The sequence below is a fragment of the Wolbachia endosymbiont (group A) of Urophora cardui genome, from assembly GCF_964028435.1.
Classification (GTDB): Bacteria; Pseudomonadota; Alphaproteobacteria; order Rickettsiales; family Anaplasmataceae; genus Wolbachia.
Map to the genome: position 1 here is coordinate 581390 of NZ_OZ034774.1, position 23190 is coordinate 604579.

At 34.3% G+C, this 23190-nt stretch carries 21 protein-coding genes, 1 tRNA gene and 2 pseudogenes; 10 read left to right on the forward strand and 14 right to left on the reverse strand.

The window, feature by feature from the left end; all coding sequences use genetic code 11:
- Positions 1–52 precede the first annotated feature (52 nt).
- The 9 genes from ABWU38_RS02860 to ABWU38_RS02900 all read right to left on the reverse strand — a co-directional run bounded on the left by ABWU38_RS02860 (position 53) and on the right by ABWU38_RS02900 (position 9062).
- On the reverse strand, positions 53–604 hold the full coding sequence (locus ABWU38_RS02860; protein WP_253309836.1) for a 5-formyltetrahydrofolate cyclo-ligase: 552 nt from the start codon (positions 602–604) through the stop codon (positions 53–55).
- Positions 588–1208, reverse strand: a complete 621-nt coding sequence (locus tag ABWU38_RS02865) for an oxidoreductase (RefSeq protein WP_253309835.1) — start codon at positions 1206–1208, stop codon at positions 588–590. The genes ABWU38_RS02860 and ABWU38_RS02865 overlap by 17 nt, the downstream gene beginning before the upstream one ends.
- A 95-nt stretch (positions 1209–1303) precedes the next feature.
- Positions 1304–2449, reverse strand: coding sequence for a SurA N-terminal domain-containing protein (locus ABWU38_RS02870; protein WP_264688035.1), 1146 nt, complete (start codon positions 2447–2449; stop codon positions 1304–1306).
- 167 nt (positions 2450–2616) lie between these two features.
- Positions 2617–2707, reverse strand: a tRNA-Ser gene (locus ABWU38_RS02875).
- A gap of 507 nt (positions 2708–3214) precedes the next feature.
- Positions 3215–3721, reverse strand: a complete 507-nt coding sequence (ppa, locus tag ABWU38_RS02880; RefSeq protein ID WP_182183735.1) for an inorganic diphosphatase — start codon at positions 3719–3721, stop codon at positions 3215–3217.
- A 70-nt stretch (positions 3722–3791) separates the two neighbouring features.
- Positions 3792–5012, reverse strand: coding sequence for a hypothetical protein (locus tag ABWU38_RS02885; RefSeq protein ID WP_353272443.1), 1221 nt, complete (start codon positions 5010–5012; stop codon positions 3792–3794).
- A gap of 107 nt (positions 5013–5119) precedes the next feature.
- A complete protein-coding gene (gene mnmA / locus ABWU38_RS02890; protein WP_253309830.1) occupies positions 5120–6232 on the reverse strand; it encodes a tRNA 2-thiouridine(34) synthase MnmA in 1113 nt (370 codons plus the stop codon).
- A gap of 317 nt (positions 6233–6549) precedes the next feature.
- A complete protein-coding gene (locus ABWU38_RS02895) occupies positions 6550–7626 on the reverse strand; it encodes a rod shape-determining protein (RefSeq protein WP_253309829.1) in 1077 nt (358 codons plus the stop codon).
- Between the two features lie 20 nt (positions 7627–7646).
- Positions 7647–9062, reverse strand: coding sequence for a carboxypeptidase (locus tag ABWU38_RS02900; RefSeq protein WP_353272444.1), 1416 nt, complete (start codon positions 9060–9062; stop codon positions 7647–7649).
- Positions 9063–9339: 277 nt separating this feature from the next.
- Here ABWU38_RS02900 and ABWU38_RS02905 point away from each other — a divergent pair, with 277 nt between their 5' ends.
- From ABWU38_RS02905 to ABWU38_RS02930, 6 genes and pseudogenes are all read left to right on the forward strand, one after another.
- Complete coding sequence (locus tag ABWU38_RS02905) at positions 9340–9819, forward strand: OmpA family protein (protein ID WP_353272820.1); 480 nt, start codon at positions 9340–9342, stop codon at positions 9817–9819.
- Positions 9820–9961: 142 nt separating this feature from the next.
- Positions 9962–11248, forward strand: coding sequence for a tRNA lysidine(34) synthetase TilS (gene tilS, locus ABWU38_RS02910; RefSeq protein ID WP_264688043.1), 1287 nt, complete (start codon positions 9962–9964; stop codon positions 11246–11248).
- 208 nt (positions 11249–11456) lie between these two features.
- On the forward strand, positions 11457–12416 hold the full coding sequence (locus ABWU38_RS02915; RefSeq protein WP_353272445.1) for an ATP-binding protein: 960 nt from the start codon (positions 11457–11459) through the stop codon (positions 12414–12416).
- Positions 12417–12498: 82 nt separating this feature from the next.
- A pseudogene (locus ABWU38_RS02920) lies at positions 12499–12669 on the forward strand (tRNA(Ile)-lysidine synthetase); the annotation flags it as partial.
- A gap of 12 nt (positions 12670–12681) precedes the next feature.
- Positions 12682–14514 carry an ATP-dependent zinc metalloprotease FtsH gene (gene ftsH / locus ABWU38_RS02925; RefSeq protein ID WP_264731997.1) on the forward strand — a complete coding sequence of 611 codons (1833 nt, stop codon included), beginning with the start codon at positions 12682–12684 and terminating at the stop codon, positions 14512–14514.
- 159 nt (positions 14515–14673) lie between these two features.
- A complete protein-coding gene (locus ABWU38_RS02930; protein ID WP_353272446.1) occupies positions 14674–15351 on the forward strand; it encodes a hypothetical protein in 678 nt (225 codons plus the stop codon).
- Between the two features lie 25 nt (positions 15352–15376).
- Here ABWU38_RS02930 and tmk read toward each other — a convergent pair whose 3' ends face one another.
- The gene (tmk, locus tag ABWU38_RS02935; RefSeq protein ID WP_253302246.1) at positions 15377–15979 is read right to left on the reverse strand and encodes a dTMP kinase; all 603 of its coding nucleotides are present in this window, start codon (positions 15977–15979) and stop codon (positions 15377–15379) included.
- A gap of 108 nt (positions 15980–16087) precedes the next feature.
- Here tmk and ABWU38_RS02940 point away from each other — a divergent pair, with 108 nt between their 5' ends.
- Entirely contained in the window at positions 16088–16660 is a 573-nt protein-coding gene (locus tag ABWU38_RS02940; RefSeq protein WP_182367219.1) for a thioredoxin family protein, read from the forward strand.
- A gap of 5 nt (positions 16661–16665) precedes the next feature.
- A complete protein-coding gene (locus ABWU38_RS02945) occupies positions 16666–18384 on the forward strand; it encodes a monovalent cation:proton antiporter-2 (CPA2) family protein (protein ID WP_353272447.1) in 1719 nt (572 codons plus the stop codon).
- Positions 18385–18414: 30 nt separating this feature from the next.
- Here the strand turns inward: ABWU38_RS02945 and ABWU38_RS02950 are convergent, their stop codons facing one another.
- From ABWU38_RS02950 to ABWU38_RS02965, 4 genes are read right to left on the reverse strand one after another with little or no spacing between them, the layout of a single operon-like run.
- Positions 18415–19032, reverse strand: a complete 618-nt coding sequence (locus tag ABWU38_RS02950) for an SURF1 family protein (RefSeq protein WP_353272448.1) — start codon at positions 19030–19032, stop codon at positions 18415–18417.
- 1 nt (position 19033) lies between these two features.
- Positions 19034–19510, reverse strand: a complete 477-nt coding sequence (gene bfr / locus ABWU38_RS02955) for a bacterioferritin (protein WP_253309893.1) — start codon at positions 19508–19510, stop codon at positions 19034–19036.
- 59 nt (positions 19511–19569) lie between these two features.
- Complete coding sequence (locus ABWU38_RS02960) at positions 19570–20064, reverse strand: RDD family protein (protein WP_253309894.1); 495 nt, start codon at positions 20062–20064, stop codon at positions 19570–19572.
- Entirely contained in the window at positions 20064–20702 is a 639-nt protein-coding gene (locus ABWU38_RS02965) for an HAD family hydrolase (protein ID WP_253309895.1), read from the reverse strand. Before ABWU38_RS02965 ends, ABWU38_RS02960 begins: the two co-directional genes overlap by 1 nt.
- 159 nt (positions 20703–20861) lie before the next feature.
- Here ABWU38_RS02965 and ABWU38_RS02970 point away from each other — a divergent pair, with 159 nt between their 5' ends.
- On the forward strand, positions 20862–21689 hold the full coding sequence (locus ABWU38_RS02970) for a hypothetical protein (RefSeq protein ID WP_353270844.1): 828 nt from the start codon (positions 20862–20864) through the stop codon (positions 21687–21689).
- Positions 21690–22050: 361 nt separating this feature from the next.
- Positions 22051–23066: pseudogene (locus ABWU38_RS02975) on the forward strand (IS110 family transposase).
- Positions 23067–23190: the final 124 nt, after the last annotated feature.

Consider the following 23190-nt stretch of genomic DNA (forward strand, 5'->3'; position numbering starts at 1 on the left):
GCATTTGAGGAGCGTTTTGACGCAAAAATTACTATCAGAAAGTGGGGTTACGCTACTCCTTTCTATCCACTTTTTTGAGCAATCCACCTCCACATCTAACACACATCTCAGTGATTATAATATCCAATTTTTGATCATGTTTTTCTACAGGTAAATCTTTACAATATTGTTTCTCATAGGCTACACCTATAAATATTTTTCCAAGCGGCCGTAATTTTTTTATCATTGTATCATACCAACCACCGCCAAAACCTAATCTATTAAAATGATCATCAAAAGCAACAACAGGAGTAATGATTGTGTCGGGAATTACATCTTCATTTGTTTCGTTCCATCCCTCAAATCTTAGCAACTGATTTTTATCAGGAATTGCTACTTTATAACCTAAATAGAGCAAACGACACATCAAAGGGACAACATTTATTTCCCCATCCATTGGAACGTAAGCCGCAATTGTTTTGCCTTTAACGTAACTTAAGTTCTGATTAAAGAGATTAATAAGGGAACTTGCCGCATAACTGGAATAACTTTCATCAATATCTTTTCTTATAGCTCTATATTGCTCTCTTATTTCCTTTTTGTGCTGTTTAATATCTTTGAACATGATCTATCCATTTCGCAGTGAGTTTTTCTTGTAAACTATTTTGCTTTAAGCGCTCACTTAAAAAATCAAAGTCAATAAATTCCATATCCTGGTCTTGATTACTGCAACTATAAACAAAACTCCTTTCTCCTGTTTCCGTATTTATATGTTGCTGAACACACTGAGCGCAGATTTCTTTCATCATACACTGCATAGGAGAATTAACTGACGATATTGCTATGTGACTTGACTTCAGATATGGCTTTAAAATTGTTTTTCTAGCTTCATTCACAGCTTTCATCATTTTATCAGAACCAATAGTGATAATTTTATCTATAGTGTTTAAATTAATACCTAATCTTCCTTGTTGATAAGAGACTATTGCATCAACTATATTACCATGAAAGGATTTATCTTGATCTCTGCTTGTTTCTATCAATCCTTCTTCACATGCCCAAACTACTGCATTTGATGCACGCTCTATCAGTGCTCGTTTAAATACATCACTTAATTTCTTATAGCCAGCAAAGTACAAAACCTTATTATTATTTTCAAGACACGCCTTCCCTATCGAAAATAATACTGCATTTCCAACTCCACCACCAATTAGCATTATATTCTTCATGTGCTATTTTAACTATATTTGTTCAAATTTTTTGAAATTTTATAGAACAAAGTAATTTTCGTACACAAAGACAGAGACAAGGACACTCTCTGACTTCAACTATACCGATAACTGACAGCTGAATTTTTACGCATATCATCTAATAACAAGTTGCTTTGTATCATAATCTTTTGTTGGTACATCTGCTGTTTAATTGCTTCTATATCCGCTGCATTACTCTTGATATCACACAACATCATTAACTTTGCAGTGCCATTTTCTCTTAATTCTACTATTTCATTCACACTTGTTTTACTAAATAAAATCTGTAAATCAGGATTTAAATCTCGCATTTTTATTTCAAACTCTTTTGCGTTTGGCAACTTAAAATCATCTGCTAATTTGTCAAAATTTAAACAATTGACCTTTTGCTCTTGAAAATTATCCAATAAACTTTCTGAACCCTCAACCACAATCTGTTTTAATTTTAAAGTGCTTTCCAGCAGTGCATAATTAAGTTGTACCTTGTCTATGACTTTTATAATAGAGTAACCTTCACTGAAACTGAATGGACCTGCTATATCGCCGGTTTCTAGTCTTTCTAAAACGCTCTTAAGTTTATCTTTGAGCTGACTTAAATTAACTGTTGCTTTACGCATCTTTATTGGAGATTCCGGGTTATTACTATTACGTAATTTTTTTACTAAATCTTCAGCTATGCCATAAACATCCTTGTCTTTTTGATCAGGAATTATAAACTCTTGGAACGTGATAAGATAATCCGGCTTTTCTGTTTGCCTTTTTACATCATCTACTTCTTTATCGCTTATATTAATAAATGGCACAATTCTTACTTCAATAATTTTGCTCCATAGTAACTGACATTTTATTTGTTTTCTTAAAATACTAAGATCTATATTATGCTTTTTTATGTATTGATCAACTTCATTAGCCTTAAGTTTAAAACTTTGGGTTAAAAATAATATGATAGCATTATCTAACTCCTCGTTGCTCAATTTTATATTCAGCCTCTGTGCTTCATTGATAATGATAATTTCGTCTATTAGCTCCCTAAGAATTTGAGGTTTTGCTTCTTTTTGATTAACACTTTGAGTGCCAAACAATGAATTTATAAAGTTGATGCGTTTTTCGATATCTAAATTTGAAATTGGCTCACCATTTACATCTGCAACAATTTCAATCTCGGTTGCAAGCAACCTAAGTGGCAACACTATCAACAGTAAAATTAGTATTTTATGCATATAAGTAAGGTTAACAACCAATTCTATAATAAATACTGAGTCAACGCTAGCCAACTTTTTAATAGCTATCTAAGCAAAGACGGAAATAAAAACCATTGCAACAAGATCAGGTAAACAGGCTAAAAACATGCCAATATAGCGAATTCAGACCGTGCTAAAACAGTATACGGAAGGAGAGGGATTCGAACCCTCGATACGACTTTTCAATCGTATAACGGTTTAGCAAACCGCCGCCTTCAGCCGCTCGGCCACCCTTCCAAATTTAGAACCTAAAGATTATATAATACCAAGACCTCTACCGCCTGTCTAATGCTTTTAACAGCAACATTTTTCCGAACAACTGTAATTTTTAGATCTGTGGTACAAAAATCTATAGCTAACCCAAGAAAGGTTTCCCTACGTCATACCGCAATTCATTCCACAACTGTACGAACATTACAATTTGAGCCTACCAGAAGAATGTCATCCCAGTGCCCAGACACTGGGATCCAGGAATTTTGATTGGGCACTAAGTTGGTAAGCATAAAAGTGGCTGGTCTTATGTTAAAACACAACGTTCTTGATGAGATTACGGCAAGGTTGGATTCCAGTGTCAAGCACTGGAATGACACCATTTGCTGTGCAGTTTACCTTCAAGAATGAATGTTCGTACAGTTGTGCGCGGTATCTCAGCATAGATTCCGCTAACAAGTAGCGGAATGACGAATTTGTTGTTTTTCAAATTGTAGGCAAACCTAAGCCACTTTAGCTATAAATCAACAAAAACTAATTTCTGCTTTTTTCAATGATTTTCTTTGCTTCTTCTACACCAACCCATTCTCCAACTGCTACCGTTTTTCCCTTTTCTAGATCTTTATAATGAGAAAAGAAATGAGCAATTTTATCTAGTAGGTTTTTAGATAAGTCAGAATAGTCCTTTATATTGTCATAATAGCTATCAACACTGGAAACAGGCACAGCTAATATCTTTTCATCTTCTCCTTTTTCATCTTTAGTGAGTAATGCGCCTATTGGACGCACCGATATTAAAACACTAGATGCTAAGGGAAATTGAGTTAGCACCAAAACATCCACAGGATCACCATCACCTGCGCAGGTATTTGGTATAAACCCATAATTGCAAGGATAAGTCATTGAGGTAGACAAAAATCTGTCAACTTGTAACAACCCAAGCTCTTTATTAAATTCATACTTTACAGGCTCAGCATTTGCACTTATTTCAATTACCACATTCACCGCATTTGGTACCGCTGTTATTTTACTTAAATCCATAAATTACCTTCTTAACTTAAGAATAAGCATTATACAATATGTACTTTTAAGTTGCTACATTTATGTAGTTCTAAGCTTGTTTTGCATGGAGCGATTCTAAATTTTCATTCGTCATTCCATTGACTGTTGAAAGTGGTGGTTTCTGTGATAATTGAAATAAAGCATATACTATTACAATAGTAAGCACCGCACCAACTATCAAGTTAGTAAGGTTGTCTTGTGGCAAAACATTTTTTATTGAGTTGAACAATTTTTGCTCCATAAGGAAATAATCAGCAACATATAACCCAACAGATAATACAAACATACCCAAAATAAGTTTACAGACTGTGTTTTTATGGTCTTTTTCTTTTTTCTTGCTGACAATGAAATTTGGCCTACATTTATTCTCTTCTTGTGGCACTGAGTAGTATATATTTTTAGGGCTCGTTACTAATTGTTCAAATTCATCACTATTTTGGTTTTTTAACAGTTGCTCTAGGGTGTTTTTTGTATTTATAGGATATATTAATCCATCCATTTTTAATTCTTTCTCTTGTCGATCCACATTCTCATGGTCGATTGTATATTTATCTCTACTTGATAACTTGATCATATGTAGTGCTTTAGCTAAGAACATTGTATAATGCGCTATTAACTGATTCTCACATATCTCTAATACTTCTCTTTTTACTGTTTTGTTAGATGACGAAAGTTCTTTATAGTGACCACCCAAAGAAAAGAACAATGCTATATCTTTATCTGCTTTTATGTCATGAATGGAATAATAGCTGCTGATAATGCACTTATTTAATGCAAATTCTCTGTCATATTTGTTTAATGTAGTTTTTTCATTTAGTAACTTTCTAACACCAATAAGTACTTTATTTTCAAAATCTTTTTCTGTTTTAAATATTGCTTCTCTCTTTGGATTTGCTAAGATGTTAAGTAAATCTAATTTACTTCCATCTACTTCTACTACTTCATTTATATCTCTATTTAACTCAGACCCTTTAATAACTTTATATATTTTATCTATGACATCTTTAGTATTCAGGTTGTTGTTTTCACTAAGTATCTTATAAGCTTGAGCATAAATTAAAAACAGCCCTTGTAGACTAAACTTTAAGTTAAAATATTCATCTAATGGCTCCCCCTCTTTTTTAATGAATGCAGACAAACCAAAATGATTTCTGCAGTCCATACTACGATCTAAGTCGGCATGTTGAAAGCCACCTAAAAAAATAAACAAAGTCTCTAATAAATTACCCTTACCAACAATTTTTATTAGTTCTTCAACTTCCTTAACCATTGCTAAAACCTATAATGTTCTACTTTATAGTATAAGCGATATAGGGTAAAATAGCAATAAATATTATTGTACGTTTACATTCTGCATAAAAAAATTAAGCCACCCAGTTAAGAGCATATCCATCCTCCACCGATAACTTGTTCACCTTTATATGCCACACAGGCTTGACCTGGACTGATGCCAAAGTAATCGTCGTTTAAAATGACACAGGCTTTATTTTTTTCGTCAGTTGAATGTATTGTTGCTAAACTTCCCGCATGTGATGATCTCAGCTTCACAGTTACTTCCATACCTTCCTTTGGTTGTTCTAACCAATTTAACTCCTTGATCAATATTTTTTTTTGCATTAATGCGTTGATCGGACCTACTATAACCTCATTATTTTCTGTATTAATTTTTATCACATAAAGAGGTTCATTGTGTGCGATACCCAAGCCCTTTCTTTGCCCCACTGTAAAATTTACTATGCCACTGTGCTCGCCTAGCACTTTTCCATTAACATCCACTATTTTACCTTTCTGTACAGATTGTGGAGCTAATTTAGCTATTGTTTTACTATAGCTTTCGGAAACAAAGCATATATCTTGACTGTCCGGCTTTTCAGAAATTTGTAAGCTGAAATACTTTGCTAATTTTCTTATATCACTTTTATAGAACCCACCTAGTGGAAATCGCAAAAGCTTCAACTGCTCCTTTGTTGTAGCAAATAGAAAATAGCTTTGATCTTTACTTTTATCAATGCTTCTGCACAACTTTACCTCACCATTTTTTTCTAATCTTCTCACGTAATGTCCTGTTACAAGCACATCCGCACCAAGATTTTTTGTAACTTGCAATAGATCACGAAATTTTACCGTTTGGTTACATCTTACGCATGGTATGGGAGTTTCCCCACGCATATAGGTACTTGCAAAATCCTCTATTACTTCCTTTTTGAATATTTCCTCGTAGTTTAAAATATAGTGAGGAAAGCCAACACTTTCAGCCACGCGCTTAGCGTCGTAAATATCCTGTCCAGCACAACATGCACCTTTTCTTGCGTTAGCATTACCGTCGGTGCCATAGAGTTGAAGAGTCACACCTATCACCTGGTACCCAAAGTTATATAGCAGTGCTGCAGCAACGGAGCTATCAACTCCCCCGGACATTGCAACAATAGCCTTGGTCTGGTGCGGAGCTCTATCTTTTAGCAGAGGTTCAATTTTAAATTCTTTTAGCATAATCGCCTTAATTTATAAACGCAAATCTTGTGTCATTCCAACATACAACTGTGCAAACGTTTTGATTTGGGGGCAATTTACATAGTAGATGATGTCATGAAAGTAGCTGACACTGGAATCTAGTGTCTATTTATGCAAATTCATTAAAACAGCATATTTATTTGTAATTAAGTTTCCTGGATCCCAGTGTCAGCTACTCGGATGACACCCTTTCCTGCTGGAAGTTGCCTTCAAATTACTTGGTGCGTGACACTGGGATCTCATTTATATTACATAATTCCATCAAAACAATTCGATAAACTACCTTCAAAAACAATTTAATCTTGCTTGAATAAAACATGGCCAAAATAATCCATGTTTTCAAGCACTTTTCCACTACCCAAGGCAACACAACAAAGTGGGTCATCTGCAACACGAACTGGTAATTTTGTTGTTTCACTGATAACTTTGCCCAAGTTACGCAATAATCCACCACCACCGGATAAAATTATTCCTCTATCGACTATATCAGAAGAAAGTTCAGGTGGAGTGCTCTCCAGTGCAGTCCTAATAGCAGAAATTATCTGATGTACAGGCTCTATTAAACTCTCTGCAACTTGATATTCTGATAAAAGCATTTCTTTTGGCATGCCACTCACTAAATCCCTGCCTTTAATTATCATTCCCTCTTTGTTATTTTCACCTGGCAGACTGGCTGAACCTACGTTTTTCTTAATTTTTTCAGCAGTTGTTTCACCGATTAATAACTTATGATTTTCACGAATATACGATTTTATTGCTTCATCCATAATATCGCCACCTACTCTGGCAGAACGTGAATAAACAATTCCGCCTAAAGAAATAATTGCAACTTCAGTTGTACCGCCTCCTATATCAACGATCATAGAACCCTCAGGTTCAGTAACTGGGAGCCCAGCTCCGATTGCTGCAGCCATTGGTTCTTCAATCAAAAATACTTCATTTGCACCAGCACTTTCTGCTGCATCTTGTATAGCACGCCTTTCAACTGGCGTGGATCCAGATGGAACGCATATGATAATATTAGGTTTATTAACAGTGAATTTTGTGTTTGCACTGCGTATGAAATATTTTAGCATTTCTTCCGCACTTTTAAAATCAGCAATAACTCCATCCTTTAAGGGCCTTATCGCCTCTATTTCTCCAGGCGTTTTTCCAAGCATCATTTTAGCTTTTTTACCAAAAGCATAAGGAACGTAGCTTCCTTTTTCTTTTACTCTTGCTACAACTGAAGGCTCATCAAGCACTATTCCCTGATTTTTCTGATAAACTAAAGTGTTTGCAGTACCAAGGTCTATGGCAATATCGCTAGCAAACAAACCTTTGAAAGTAAAAAGGCTATAAAACTTTCCGGTCAATTTTCGAACAAAATTCATACATAACTCAAGAAAACCATTTATTGAGACAAATTATACTTTTCAGATAGGTAGTAAGTAACACTCTCAACGTCTAAACCCTTGCCTGTTACTTTTTTTAGCAGTTCCAGGCCACACTTTGCACTGTATATATTTTGAGATAACCAACTGATAAGTAAACTAAAATCTCCTTTTATTATAGCACTTAATGATTCGTAATGATTCTTTTTAACGAAAGAGAAAATCTGCACAGCAGCAATTAAAGCAATAATTTTTATAGGAAAGTAGCCCATAACACCGCTTGCCCAATATTCATCTTGAAAATAAGTGTCCAGCTCATTTTTAGCTTTTACTGGAATTTTATAGTGCTTCATACCTTCCAGCCACGCATCGTGCAGATCCTTAACTTCCAGTGTACCATTTATTATATCCTGTTCTAACCTAGTTCTCAACATAATATGAGCTAACAGACTAAATTCATCTGCGTTCTTTAAAGAAGAGGAAAGGTTTATTTCATTGAAAACCAAGTGCAAATTTTCAACACTGCTATTAGTTTTGCCTTTTATAGCAAATTTCTCTTTTATGTGTGGTTGAATGAACTCAATAAATTCTCTGGATGTTCCAATCATCCTTTCCATGAATAACCCTTGAGTTTCATACATAACATGTCTCGTAATTGGGCTACTTATAGAATTTTGCGCTAAACATTTTTGATAAATCGCATAACCACTATGCCGTAAAAGTGAAAATAAACCATAACAAAAATCAGATTCATCATAATCTATAGGGTAGTAATAAGAAGTACGAATCTCATTTAGTGCAATACCCATTTGCTGTAAACATAACGAGCCAAGTTCAATCTGCTTCTGAGTAGCAACTCTTTGTATATTAGTAACCTTATCCTTTTTCTGCTTTTCAATTATTTCATCCACATTTTCGCTAAAAAATTTGCCTACCTTGGGGAATACTTCCCTTATATTCTTTTCTGTGATATCAGAGTCATAGTCAGCAAGCAGTGAGTCGTATTTTGAGCATTTTAATTGCTGCGATTTTATAGAAGCTACTTCGCGAATGAGTGTGATTAAATCAGTAAAACGTTCTTTTAGTTTTTCTAAGTTACTGGTTTCAGAATGAGATAGTTTCCATAAATTTTGGCATTCAACCTTAGCTTTGGATAAAGACTTTACTAAATCAATAGGAACAGCACTGTTGCTTTTATGTATTCTCTCTATTAACTTTAGCTGCTGAGTATTTGCACTTTTTTTGTTACCAAGAGCATCTGCTAATGATTCCTTTATTGCATCATGAGAGATAATTTCATGTCTGATTTCTTCTAGAAGACTCATTTGTTCAACTTTGTCCTCTATATTCAATTGGCTTTGGTTTAGTACTTTTAGCGTATTTTCGATATTCTTTACCCTATATAATACTTCCTCTAAAAACTTATAAGATTTCATAATTTGTTCATTATTTTAGAAAACATCTCTTTAATATCGTAATAGATTAATAATAAAGTTAAAAGTATATTTGCTTAAAGTACATAAAAAATTGTACTTTTTATTCCTTTATTGGATTTTTCTACTCAGAGTCCAGCATATTATAAGAAAATTAATTGTAAGGGTGTAGAAAAAGTATTTAGTATTTTATTTCTCTTGACTATATTACAATATGGAGAGATTATTAGCTACTGAAATTAAAGTTACGCACTATTTTAAAATTTATGGAGGTTTAGTAATGTGGAGTAGACTGGTTATAATGTGCTGTTTTTGTTTGCTACTTACTGGTGTAAGTTCTTGCCCAAAAAAAGGAGCAAATACAACAAATAAAATGAATTCTGTTGTTAAGCAGATAGGTGATAAAAGAGTTTTCTTTGGTTATGATGAATCTAGTATTACTGAAGTAAGCGCAGATGCATTACTTAACATAATGGAGGTGTTACAAGATAACCCTGACGCGAAGGTTACTTTAACTGGTCATACTGACAACCGTGGTTCTCATGAATATAATCTTGCGCTAGGCGCTAGAAGGGCAGATGCAGCTAAAAAATTTATGGTTAGTTGTGCACCCTACATAGAAAACAGAATAAAAACTGCTTCTAAGGGTGAAACTGAGCCTTTGGTTAATGTAAAAGATGATTCTAGAAATTCTAAATATGAAAAAGAGCATGCTAAAAATCGTAGAGTGGAATTTTCATTTTCTGGAATAAAGAAATAGTTTCTTGCATTAAAACCTGGATCCCAGTGTCAAGCACTGGGATGACAAAAGAGAGCAATTCCGCTGCTTGTTAGCGGGATCTATATATACAACAAATAAGTCGCTGTATGACGTAGAGACTATCTTGCCATCAAGAAACATAATGAAATTAGAGTTATTATTTCAAAATATAGCTAATAGCTTTGCTTTCTACAACCAAATCGCAGTTGCAGTATCAGGTGGTGTAGATAGTATAGTCTTACTGCACTTAATGACTAACTGGGCAAAAAAAAACAAGCTTTCACTTCCTATAGCATTAACAGTAAATCATGGGTTACGTTCAGAGTCTCAAAAAGAAGCTGATTTTGTTACAAGTTATGCAAAAGAACTTGGAGCAAAGGAATCGTTCATATTAAATTGGGAGAAGCAAAATATTAAAGGTAATATTCAATTACAGGCACGAAAAGCACGATATAAGTTACTAGCAGAGTGTTGTAAAAACAATAATGTTAAATGTTTGCTCGTTGCTCATCACAAAGATGATCAAGCAGAAACGTTCTTATTAAGATTGGAGCGAGGTAGTGGCGTAGATGGATTATCATCAATGGATTACAAATCTTTCTTAAATGGTATTTATATATTTAGGCCATTGTTAAATTTTAGTCGTAGTGAAATAGAAAAGTACGCTAAGCTTCACCGGTTAAAATGGATCGAAGATAGAAGCAACTATAACTTAAAATACAGGCGAACTTTATACCGTAGCTTACTTAAAGCAAGTGACAATCAAGAGATTTTAACAGAGCGAATATGCCTCACAGCCCTTCATATGAAAAGAGCTGCAAAAGCGTTGATGCACTACACACGCCTTGCATTTAATGACTGTGTTAATGTTCATGATCTTGGTTATATTGAAATTAAACTAAGTGAATTTTATCAATTGCCAGAGGAAATAGCCTTGAGGCTTCTTCTTTACTCTATAATGGCAATTGCCAGTAAACATTATAAACCAAGGTACAATAGCCTTATTGCGATATTTAATAAAATATTGCAAAAGGATAGTAATGTTAACTGTACACTTTCTGGGTGCAAAATAAGAAAATATGGAGAAAATATCTTAATAATTAGAGAATCGTCAAAGATACAAGAAATTACCGTAAACCTACCTTTAAATGAACCTACTCAATGGGATAACAGATTTAGCTGCACAATACTCGGAAATCAAGAGTGTTCAGTTATCATCGCTCCATTAAAAAAAACACAAAAAGTTCCTGAATTTCTGAAGGATTACAACTGCTGCCCTGAAGTCTTTTATTCTTTGCCTACAGTACAAAAAGATGGAAAGGTACTTGCTTATCCTGATGTAATTCATGATACAAAAGACATCAATAGTAATAAGGTTCAATTCATTATTAGTTGCATAATACAAAAAAATCTTATATTATCGATATAGTATGATCGATGATGAAAATTTATCTTAGTGAGGGATTATAATGAAAATAACTTGGCGAGAGTTCTTTAAATTCATTTTCCCTTTGTTATGTTTAGCAATTGCTGCTTTTATTTATCTTATGTATATTCTGTTTCTTAGAATTAAGACTGCTACGGACACTATACTTTTTATGCCTATCATTATAAAATCCACTGTAGTAACTTGTGTAGTGGCAGGTACTGCAGCTGTACTTTTTGTGTTTGGGGCAATATGTGTTGTTGTTTATGAACTAATGACATCACCTAAAGTAACGAATGAACAAAAAGTAACACTTGATGATGTTGCAGTTTCAGACGATGTAAGACGAGAGTTAAGAAAGATTTGTAAACTTCAGTCAAAAAGGGAAATAGAAATAGACGAAAAGCTAAATTATGCGCAAGACACAGGATACATTTTTTATGGTCCACCGGGGACTGGCAAAACTTTGCTTGCTAAAGCAATTGCAAATGAAACTAAATCTTCATTTATAAGTGTTTCTGCATCTGAGTTTATTCAGCGGTATGTTGGCACTGGTCCAGGAAATATACGTAAGCTTTTTGAGAAAGCAAGAAAAAATGCTCCTTGTATAGTTTTTATAGATGAAATTGATTCTGTTGGTGAAAAGCGCTGTGATGGTAGCAGTTATGGTCATCAAGCGTATACAGAAACTTTAAATCAGTTATTGACTGAATTGGATGGCTTCAAATCTAGAGAGGGTGTGATAGTAATTGCTGCAACTAATCGTATGGGTGTTTTAGATTCTGCACTCACTAGGAGTGGTCGTTTGTCCAAGCACATTAATATTCCTTTACCAGACGAAAACCTACGTGAGAAAATATTAAATCTTTATATGAAGGACACACCAAGAACAGAAGATCTAGATCTTACAGAACTTGCAGGTAGAACTAAAGGTTTTTCAGGAGCTGATTTATTTAATTTAGTAAATTCTGTAAAAGATTTTGCCAGAAATCGTATTGTAAAAGAGGACACAGAAGAAATCGTTATTACCATGAATGATGTTAGTAATGCACTTGAAAAGCTTAAGGATGAATTTCAAAAGCCTGAGAATGAAGAAGCAAATGTAGGAAATGTGTTACAGACTCTTTTTAGTATAGCTCCAAGGAATTCTAATGGACTTACTAGTACGTGAATTTATAGCAGATGAAGTTAATTATTGTTCATGAAAAAAAACACACTGAGTGGTGGTCACAATTAAATACACCTTTTAAATTTACAACTGCTGCCCTGAAGTCTTTTATTCTTTGCCTACAGTACAAAAAGATGGAAAGGTGCTTGCTTATCCTGATGTAAATTATAACGAAAAAAATACCAATGACGATAAGGTTCAATGCATTATTAATAGCACGATAAAACAAAATTTGGTAAGCTTGATTAGTACTTAGTTAGAAATAGAAATGAAAAAATTTTTAGAAGGCTTATTGATCTGGTTAGTAATTATTGTTCTTATTTCAGTTGTTTATATTCAGTTCAGCGGAAATGTAGGTAGAAGTAAAACAACCATACCTTTTTCGGAATTTTTAACTAGACTAGAAGACAATGATGTAGAAAATATTGTCATAAAAAACCAGAGCATTGAGGGCAAGTTTAGGGATGGTTCAAGTTTCAACTCAAGCGGTGTTATATATAGCGACCTAATAAAAAATTTACATGATAGAAAAGTGAGATTCTCCTTTTCAACTGGAGATTCTGCCATGAGCGTAATTGGTGGATTACTTATCTCATGGGTCCCAACATTTATCTTTATTGGCTTTTTGCTATTCTTTCTTAAACAAACACAAGCGGGGGGCAACAGAACTATAAGCTTTGGCAAGTCAAGGGCTAGACTCATGACTAGTGGGAAAAAAGTAACATTTGATGATGTTGCCGGAATTGATGAAGCAAAAGAAGAGCTAGTAGAAATCGTTGATTTCCTTAAACAAAGGCAAAAATTTCAAATATTAGGTGGAAAAATACCAAAAGGGTGCCTTTTAATTGGCTCTCCTGGAACTGGTAAAACTTTACTTGCTCGTGCAATTGCAGGAGAAGCTAATGTGCCATTCTTTAGCATTTCTGGATCTGATTTTGTTGAGATGTTTGTTGGTGTTGGTGCGAGCCGTGTTCGTGATATGTTTGATCAAGGCAAGAAAAATGCTCCTTGTATAATTTTTATAGATGAGATAGATGCGGTGGGTAGACATCGTGGCATTGGTCTTGGTGGTGGTAATGACGAAAGAGAACAAACATTAAATCAGTTATTAGTTGAGATGGATGGCTTTGAGTCTAATGAGGGCGTAATAATAATTGCTGCGACTAACCGTCCGGATGTCTTAGATCCAGCACTGCTTAGGCCTGGTCGTTTTGACCGGCAGATTACTATTTCTTTACCCGATATAAATGGGCGCGAGAAAATATTAAATACGCATATAAAGAAAATATCAATGGCCCCTGATGTAAATGTGAAAACAGTTGCAAGAGGAACACCTGGTTTTTCAGGGGCTGATTTAGCAAATTTAGTGAACGAATCTGCGCTTATTGCTGCAAGAAGAAACAAGAAGATTGTTACCATGGATGATTTCGAATATGCACGTGATAAAGTGATGATGGGTGTGGAAAGGCGATCTCTCATTATGACAGAAGAGGAAAAGAGACTGACTGCATACCATGAAGCTGGCCATGCGATGATTGCTGTTAATATGCCTGCTTCTGATCCTATACACAAAGCAACAATTATTCCACGCGGTAGGGCACTCGGTTTAGTTATGAGACTACCAGAAACAGATAGAGTGTCCCTCACAAGAGAAAAGATACTAGCAGATATAACTGTTGCAATGGGTGGACGTGTGGCAGAAGAGCTAATTTTTGGCTATGATAAAGTCACAAGCGGCGCATCTTCAGATATAAAACTAGCATCAGATTTATCACGTTCTATGGTAACAAAATGGGGAATGAGCGACAAAATAGGTCCGATCTATCACAATCGCGAACAAACTATGCATGGTTCTGAGATAATTTCTGAAGATACGTTAAAACTTATAGATGAAGAAGTGAAGAAAGTTGTGTCTTCTTGCTATGAAAAAGCGAAAGACATTTTGACCAAGCATAAGAAAGGCTTAGATCTCATTGCCGAAAATCTACTGGAGTTTGAAACTTTAACAGGAGATGAAATAAAGGACATATTAAGCGGAAAAAAAATTGTTAGAGAGGAAAATGAGAAGAATGAGAAAATAAAAAAATCCTCTCTCTATTAGATCTGACCCTAGCTTAAAATGCTAATCAGCTAACGCTGCAATAAAACATTCAGAATTGTAACTGTCAATATAAATTGTATTAGAATATTCATAATGTTGCATTTTCATCACGATAATGCTATCATTCAGTTAGTATTACTGTTTAATGAGGTATGAGTAATGGTTGACGTAGTTTCTATTGGTGTAAATGCAGTCATTGATCATAAGTATAAAAAAAGAGCGCAATTAACTTTATTAGGGCTATTTCTTGTTGTATCAGCAGCAACTGCTGTCTGGTTTCTCTTTCCTGTATCACAAAATGTACTAGTGCCATTTTTGCTCCCAGCCGTATTCTTGTTCTTTACTCTATCTATGGGTTATTACATGTTCATATTTAGTTGTGAAAAAAAATCTTTGGTAAAGAATGTTCTTGGTATGGTTGAACCAGCTGAATCAGTAAAGAGAGTGTATTGCCAAGAAAATATTAAATCCTTATTAGCAGAAGTGAGAAGTACTACGAGAGATAGGTTTTGCAACGCGCTTGTTAATCTTTGTTTTGAAGATCGTAGTAAAGCACACGAACTTGCATTATCTGTGAAAGAAATTGACGATATTGTGTCTTCAATAAAAAATAAAGACCTCTTAGACCATTTTGATCAATTTTTTACTATTACTGAAGTAAGTAATAAAAAAAATAGAAGTGAATTAATGAACCTCACAAGGGCATATAAGATAATAAGTGAAGAAGATCCAGACAAAATACAGGATTTTTTAGCTACTCAAACAAAAAGTTATTCATGTGAAATAATGTTACCTAAAATTAATAATTTTCTATCACAAGTTAAAGGTTCGGTTTAAATTAGTAGAGGTTAAATAAATATAGTTAAGTCTTTGCAATAGTGATTTTATCAATAATCTTAGTGTGTACTTGATTATCATTTTTTGTTTCAATTTCAGTGATGACATGGCACCTAACGGGCTCTTTTATGGCGATTTCTTTAAACCCTTTTCCAACTTTATTATAAAAATTAACATCCATTTCTTCATATTTATTCTTGTCTTTCGCTCTACTTAACCCAACTTTAACATCAATATCTAGAATAAATGTAATATCTGGATATCTAACTCCAGCCAACCTGTGCAAATCTTCTATTAGTTTTAAATCAACTCCAAACCCATATCCTTGGTATGCAATGGTTGAATCAATAAACCGATCACAAATCACTATTTTCCCTTCTGCAAGAGCTGGTAATATTAATTTTTTCATATGTTCGTGCCTCATCGAGATAAGTAGCAAGAGTTCAGAAATAGGATCAATATTATTTGTTAACAACACTCCTCTTATCTTTTCTGCAAAATCAGTGCCACCTGGTTCTCGAGTCGACACTACATTATTTTCGCCGTGAATTTGCTTAAAATGATTTGCAAGTAGCTTAGATTGTGTTGTTTTACCAGAGCCGTCTATTCCTTCGAAAGTTATGAACATAAGTTTTATAATTATAATACTAAAAAAGAATATGCAAACAGTATACATAGAAACCGTTTGACATTTAAATAATAAGACCGTAAATTACATATGGTATAATAATAGTCTATGGTTGCTCTGAATACTCCTAAAGTCGATTTTAGTTTTACTGCAAAAGATTTTAATCTTTTGGGAGTAGACAATAAATACTATACATTAAGTGACTGTTGTGGAAAAAATGGTCTTATTGTAATGTTTATATGCAATCACTGTCCTTACGTTCAGTCAATTATTAGCAATCTGGTAAGCGATGTTGATCAATTGAAAAAAGATTATCAGGTAAACACCGTTGCAATAATGTCAAATGATGTAAATGAATATCCAGAAGATTCCTTTGAAAATATGATTAATTTTGCCAAGGAAAATAAATTTACATTTCCATATTTAATTGATAGTACACAGAAAATAGCTAAAGAATACGGGGCTGTTTGCACTCCTGACTTTTTTGGCTTTAATTCCAATTTAAACCTTTGCTATCGTGGACGTTTTAATGACACAAAAAAAGAAAAGGTTCAAAGCTATGAAGTAGGAAGTAGTGACTTATTTCAAGCTATGAAATTTATTGCAGAAACTGGTAATTCTCCAATTGACCAAAAATCAAGTATTGGCTGCTCAATTAAATGGTCTAATTCTACAGGTTAAATATCATGCACAGTGGCTCTCAGCATTTGTTTGATATTATAATTTTACTTTCTGCTGCTGTGTTTATAGTCATAGCGTTCTGGAAAATGAATATTAGTCCAGTGCTCGGTTACTTCGTTGCAGGTGCAGTTATTGGTTCTCATGGATTTAATCTGATACACTCAGCTGAAGTAATGGATAATCTTGCAGAATTTGGTGTAGTTTTCCTATTATTCATTATAGGCCTTGAATTGACATTTGAACGCCTGATCGCTATGCGTATTCATGTATTTGGGTTCGGTTCTCTTCAAGTTATAGTTACCATGGTAGCAATATGGTGCATCGCTCTTGCTTTCGGAGTGAATACGAATATAGCAACAGTTATTGGTGGTGGGCTTGCGCTATCCTCAACAGCAATAGTGTTGCAGGTTCTGCAAGAAAAAGGTTCTCAAGCAAGTCAGGTTGGTAGGTTGTCAATAGCAGTACTATTAATGCAAGATTTTGCAGTGGTACCATTAATAGTATTGGTACCTTTACTTGCTGGCAATTCTGAGCACAGCCTGATAAGCTCATTGGCAGGTTCATTGGTGCAAGCAGCTATTGCATTAGTGCTGATATTTATAACTGGTAGATTATTGCTTAGACCTTTATTTTCGGTTATTGCTAAAATGGAAAGTAATGAGGTCTTTATATCAACAACGCTTTTAATAGTATTAGGAGCAGCATTTATTACTGAGCAATTCCATTTATCGTTGGCATTAGGTGCATTTGTCGCTGGATTGTTAGTTGCAGAAACAGAATACAGACACTCAGTAGAACACGCAGTATTGCCATTTAAAGATTTGTTTCTTGGCTTATTTTTCATGACTGTTGGTATGTCTATCAATACCGAACTTTTACTCAACAAGTTACCACTAATTACTTTATTATCGATTATCCTTATCGTTTTAAAAACATCTATCATATATATATTGTGTAGATTTTTTGGGTTTAAGAGTGCACCTGCTATACAAGCTGGGTTACTACTTTCACAAGGCGGTGAATTTGCGTTTATTTTATTTCGCTTAGCAAATGAACTAAATGTGCTACCAAGTGAAATCGCTCAAGTACTTATGATGGTAACTACAGTAACCATGGCTTTCACTCCTCTTTTATCGGGGCTTGGAGATTGGATAGCAAACTCATTTAGCACTGAGAAAATAATATTAGATGATGAAGCTGTTGAAACAGATACACAAGATCTTTATAACCATGTAATAGTTGCTGGATTTGGTAGAGTGGGATATATGGTAACAAAAATGCTTACTGCAGAGCATTTAAGTTACGTTGTTGTAGATATTCAATCAAAAATAGTCAAAGAAGGAAAAAGTGATAGTTTTCCTATATATCTTGGAGATGTTACAAGATGTGAAATTTTAAAATCAGTAGGAATAGAAAGAGCTCAAGCTCTCGTTATTTCAATAAAGAATGAAGTTACTATAAAAAAAGTTGTTTCCTTAGTTGCTGCAAATTTTCCGCATGTAAATATTGTAATACGCTTACCAGATCTGAGTAATGTGGAGGTTTATAGAGATCTAGGAGCTAGTAAAATTATTCCTGAAACATCTGAGATAGGATTGCAGCTAGGTGGAGCTGCACTGAGCCTCAGTGGTATTAGCGAAAGTGGAGTTACGTCTTTAAAAAGTAGATTTAGAAAAGGCAATTACAGTATGTTAAAAGACCTTGGTAGTGATAAAGATGAATAACTACTTTTCTAATTTTATGTACAGAAAGCTTCAAGCTTTATTGAGGTTTTGCATATAGTAAATTACGCACATAATCAACCAAGTTAAGGAAAGTGCAAACCAAGTGATTGCATATTCCAAATGCTTCATTGGCTGTATAGCTACTTTGCTGCCAAAATTGTTCGGCCACAATACACACTTCTCTAGCTTAATACCTAACTCATTGGAAATTTCCTCTGTACTCAGGGTAAACCATGTATTCGAAGCAGTATCGTTTTTGATGAACCAATTTTTGCTTTTATTGCTATCGCAATATAAAGTTCCATCTGCAACTACTTTTTCAATTTTTACTTTTTTCTCCTTTTTTTCTCTGACTATTCCTTTATTCACCAACATGTAACGTCCAGTGGTGAGCAACATAGGAGACAGCACGTGATAGCCGTGTTGCCCTGCAAAAACATATAGTTCTATGTCACTTAGAATCCCATCGATCTTGACATGCCTATAGTTAAATTTTTCAAGGTCGTTATTGGGCAATAGATGAACAACTGGAAGACTCATACTTTTAATAATATTATTCTTCCAGTTCAATCTGAATACTTGCCATAATCCTAATAAAAAAAGAAGCAAGCAAGGTATAATTAAAATAAATACTGTTTTTTTTAACACTCTATATTTGTGTTCTTAAATAGTTTTCAACACCCATTAGTTCAATAAGGTCTATCTGTTTCTCAATCCAATGGAAGTGCTCTTCTTCATTTTTTAACATCTCTTCTAATAACATTACACTAACAAAATCTTTTTCTTTCTCAGCAATAGAAATCGTTTCTTTGATATCCTTAATACCTTTTCCCTCTAATTTTAAATTAGCCTCTAAGATTTTCTGTATTGTGTCTTTTGCAAACTTTCCATCATACTTTGATATTTCATTTGTATCTTGAAAATTTGGTACGCCTTTAAGCAATAAAATTCTTTCTGCCAACTTGTTTGCATGTTCAAGTTCTTCGTTAAGCTCATTTTTTACCTTTTCTGCAAGTCTATTAATTCCATTGTTTTTGAGAACCGCAAAATGCAAAAGATACTGACGTACAGAAGTCAGCTCATTGGTCAATAATTTGTTCAAATGTTTTACTATCTCTTCATTCATAATCTTCCCTTAGTTCAATTTATCAGCATAATTTATATGATAACGATGATTATAGCAACTCATTTAATAGTTCCTTTGATAACAACCGTATTAAATAGCATGTCGTGGTATGTCTGTTTCTTTTTAGAAAAACAAGCAACTAGATACCAGCAGAGAGTGAGCAGCATTATAATTACTTTCAATGCACTCAAGACATTCACTAATACCTCCTGATCTTGCAAAAATTCAGTAAGGACAACTACTACACTGTTTAACAAAGGAAGAAAAAACTGGGAAGTGCTTCTGTCAAACGCTAAATTCAAGTCTATTTTAGAATTATCTAAATTGATAGTACATATATTCATTAACTGTTGACCTGGAGTTGCTTGGGCCTTTGAAGATATAAAATATGTGAAGTAACTACAATTTACACACATGTATGATAGATGTAAGATCAACGGAGAATCCTCTAATAGCAGTATAATTAATAAAGTTGGAATTAATAAAATTGCTACATCTATTAAATATGCGCAAAAGCGCCTTTGTATACTGGCAATCTCTGTAACAGCGGTCATTACCTATCTTCTAAATACTTTATTATAAAATCTGTAAGTTTATCAAAATGTTGAAAACATGACAAATCTTCATAACCGCTTATTGATTGACCGTATATAATAGGTAAACAATTGGCATTTTGTGCACACAGAACATCTGTGATGCTATCACCAACGAAAAACACATTTTCTCTATTTATAGGCAACGTACTCTCTTCTAGTGCAAATAGCAGTGGGGTTGCAGATGGTTTATCTTCCGCGGTATCGCATGACCCAACTACTCTTTCAAAGTAAGAATCTAGTTTAAAATAGGCAACTTCTTTACGTAAATTAGTATTTTTCTTATTACTTACTATTGCTAGATAAATATTGTGGCTTTTCAGTGTCTGCAACATTTTCTCTACTCCTTGATTCAGAGCAATGTTTTGCAATAGTGCATCGTCTAAATATTGTTGATATATCTGGTTCGCTTTTTTCCACTGATCGCCAAATAAATTGACCATATAGCTCTTTCTCGACTCATGGGAATTTCTATCAGCAGCTTTATTACTATACCCCATTGAGTTTATGGTATGCTTAATAGCATTAAAAATGTTATCTTGAGTGTCAACTAAGGTATTATCCCAATCGAATACTACTGCTAATTGACTATCCTTCATCTCTTATATGGTTATACATTTCAACTTAATAAGTAAATAGCATTTTAATAAAAAAATATAAATAGGACGCTCTTACTCTTTACCACAAGTTATGTTAACTGTTTTTTATATAATTAGCTAATATACTGGTTATATGATATGTTTTAATAGGTAACAGGTATGGCCCAGACATCTAAAGAAAGTGTTGAAAAAAAGTTTAAAGGTGTCTTTGAACGTTCTCCAGGTGCTTTTCCAGAAGGTACTCCGTTAGAAGAGAAGGTTAATTATATTGCAAAAGGAACAAAGGCTCTAAAGGCTATGAAAAGTAAAGAGCTCGAAAACAAAATGAAAAGCGTTGCAGAATTGAATCAGAAATTTGAAAGTCAAAAAAGGCGTACAGATGAAAAAATACGTCAAGATTTTGAAAGAATTGCTAAGCTTGACCAACAATATAAAGGGAAGGGCATCTTCACAAGTGAAAAAGTTGCAGAATCAAAAAATGACAAAAAATTTCAAGAAGCAGCCAACACTCTTAGAGAAACTACAGCAGAAGGTAAAAGCGTTGAACAGAGTGGACAAAAAAAGACTTCTGAAGCTTCTGTACAAACAGATACACAGCCATCAGAGCACATCGTTAGTCCCTCAGTGAGCAAGAGTTCTGTAAAAGAGAAGCCCAACACTGAGCCAGGCAAAAAAGATACCACACCTCAACCACAAGAAAATCAAAAAGAAGAAGGGTTTTTGAGTCTTCTGAAGCGCTTTGTTAAGAAAATATTAGAAAAACTTTTAGGTGAGGATGAAAAGAGTGTGGAAAATGCTCGTGGCATAAAAGAAGATGCTCAAAGAGATACGTCAAATAACGAAGAGCAACAAAAGAGTAAGCACTTTGATAAAATTTTAAATCAGGACCAAAGTATAAGCGAGGGTTTGAAGCAGGCAACAAAGCTTGAAAACCCAACGATAACACCTGTTAATACTCCTGAAGTAAATACAGGTCGTGAAAGGTGATCCGCTTTCAAGCTTCATTATACCGCCACGAACCATCATACCGCCGCGGTATCTCTAGATCCCGCTAACAAGCAGCGGGATGACGATTGTCCGGGTGTCATCCCAGCGCCTCTATGATGTCATCCCAGTGCCTCCTTCTTGTATCTTGTCAAAAGCATCTAATGTTTTAAGCTTAAGCATTAGGTGGAGAAGGGAGGAACTCTGTGCTTCTTCTTAGATATAAAATCTGTAGAGGAGATAAGAATTCCCTTCTCAAAAGTATAGGCTGGACGGTATCGTAGAAAGACCTGAATGGTTCTAATTCTGTATTCACAAGACTAGCCTTACTTTTCATTTTTAATGGTAACGTATGGGGTTATATATGATCAACAACTTTTTGGGCATAGATATATCAAAAGATCGCTTTGATGTTTTTCTCTCATTTATAAGCAAAAAAGGAAAGCGTGAAACTAGAAAAAGAAGCTTTAAGAACGATGGTTTCAAAGTCTACTGAATTTTCTACACAAACATAATGTAGAAAAAGTAAAAACCTGCATGGAATCTACTGGTTGTTATAGCGAAGCACTGGCTGAATTTCTACACAATGCTGGACATTTTGTAAGTGTTGTAAATCCTTATTGCATAAAATCTTATGCAAGGAGTAAGCTGATACGACAAAAGAATGATCAGACCGATGCAGAAGTTATTGCTGATTATTGCCAAAGACAGGAACCTTCTAGTTGGACACCACCTTCTCCTGAAATGAAAAAATTAAAACATCTTTATCGTTGCTCAGTTGCGTTAAAAGATGAGTTAACATTAGTAAATAACCACTTAGAAAAAAAAGAGAGACTGCCTAAAGAAGTTGCAAATGCTTGGGAAGACCTTGCAATGAATATAGCTCAAAAAATAGAAACAATAAAAAACTCCGTACGTGAACTATTAAATCAACACAAAGAATTGTTGGAAAATTTTCAACTTCTATTGACTATTCCAGGCATAGGAGAAGAATCAGCAATAGCTATTTTAGCTGAAGTTTCTGATATAGAGGTTTTTAGAGATGCCAGGCAATTGGCAGCATATACAGGAGTTATACCACGAAATATGACGTCAGGTTCCTCTGTATATGCCAAACCCAGATTAAGTAAATCCGGTTCACAAACATTACGTAAGGCACTTTTCTTTCCTGCCATAGTAGCTAAGAATCACAATCCTATCATTATGAGCTTTTGCCAAAGATTAAAGGAAAAGGGTAAGCATAATATGGCCATCGTTGGTGCTGCAATGCGTAAGCTACTCCATATCATTTTCGGTATTCTGACATCCAAAAGTGCTTTTGATCCTAACCATATCAAAAACTACAGGGCTAGGAGGTTGACTGAAGGTTTAGTACTTTAAAATCAAAAATGCTTCCTATCATCTATCTTATGTAAAGTGGTATCTTACACAAATTTATTGAATGTTGTTGGTTAGTGGATATGTTGATAAGTAAACTTCATCTGTTTTGTGCGTATAAAACTAA